Here is a 1,297-nt window from a genome sequence, read left to right as displayed (position 1 = left end):
CCGTGCCGCAGCGCGTTGGTGACGAGGTTGGTGAGGATACGTTCCACCCGGCGCGGGTCGGTCTCCACGAGCGTGTCCGAGACGATGCGCACCGCGACCCCGTCGAGCCCGGCGACCGCGCGCCGCGCCATCGCGCTGACCTGCCGGTGCTCGGTCTCGACGACGGCGACCCGCGCGTCGAGCCGCGCGATCTCCAGGACGTCCTCGACGAGCCCGTGCAGCTTGCGGACCCCGCCCGCGACCAGGTCGGCGGCCGGTCCGGGCGGCAGCAGCCCGGCCGCGGTGACCATGACGGAGACCGGCGTACGCAGCTCGTGCGCGATGTCGGCGGTGACGCGCCGCTCGGCCTCCAGGCGGGCGCCGAGCGCGTCGGCCATGGCGTTCATGGACTCGGCGAGCCGGGTGATCTCGTCGCGCCCGCGGGGGCGGACACGGGCGTCGAGGTCGCCGTTGGCGATACGTTCCGCCGTCCGGGCGGCGGCCGTGGCCCGGCGGCCCATCCGTACGCCGAGGGCGAGGCCGAGCAGCGCCACGGCGCCGGTCGCGGCGACGCCCGCGGTGGCGAGCGTCCGGTCCAGAGCGGCGAGCGTGTCCGCCTCACGGTCGTACGGCCGTGACAGCGCGAGGACGGTGCGGTCGGAGACCCGGGTCGCCGCCCACAGCTCGGGGTGCCTACCGCTGCGGAGGTACGTCGCACGTACCCCCTTCGCGATCAGCCGGGTGAGGGGTGCGGGCAGGTCGGGCGGGTCGAGGCGGGCTTCGGTCTCGCGGCCGGCGGCGTGGTCGTAGGCGGCGGCGACCAGCCGGCGGTCCAGGTCGGCGCGGGCGGTGGCGAGCTGGTCGGCGGCGGTGATGCGGTGGACCAGCACGCCGACGGCGCCCGCGACGCAGACGGCCGCGGCGGCGACGGCCAGCGCGACCTTCGTACCGATGTTCATGGCGTTCTTCTGCATCCCCTGGTCCTCAGGTCTCCTGGCTCTCAGGTCGTAGAGCCGTAGTACTTCAGGGGCGCAGCTTGTAGCCGAAGCCGCGGACCGTTTCGATGCGGTCGTGGCCGATCTTGGCGCGCAGGCGGCGGATGTGGACGTCGACGACGCGGGTGTCGCCGGTCCAGGCGTAGTCCCAGACCCTCTCCAGGAGGAGGTCGCGGGTGAGGACCGTACCGGGGGAGGAGGTGAACTCCTGGAGGAGGCGGAGTTCGGTGGTGGTGAGGGAGAGGGGCTCGCCGCGGCGGTGGGCGGTGAGGGAGACGGGGCAGAACTCGAGGTCGCCGAAGGTGAGGCGGGCGGTGCGGGGG

General features: G+C 74.6%; 2 protein-coding genes. Both read right to left on the bottom strand.

The features are described from left to right. The coding region (locus AOK24_RS06185) for a sensor histidine kinase (RefSeq protein WP_055719040.1) at positions 1 to 953 on the bottom strand (953 nt) is incomplete at its 3' end. Positions 954 to 1,002: 49 nt separating this feature from the next. Beyond that, positions 1,003 to 1,297: winged helix-turn-helix domain-containing protein (locus tag AOK24_RS06180; RefSeq protein WP_167376806.1), on the bottom strand; the 295-nt coding region annotated here is incomplete at its 5' end.

Source organism: Streptomyces niveiscabiei (assembly GCF_001419795.1).
GTDB lineage: Bacteria > Actinomycetota > Actinomycetes > Streptomycetales > Streptomycetaceae > Streptomyces > Streptomyces niveiscabiei.
The sequence above is the reverse complement of the archived record's forward strand: the minus strand, read 5'-3'. Positions and strand labels throughout refer to the sequence as shown.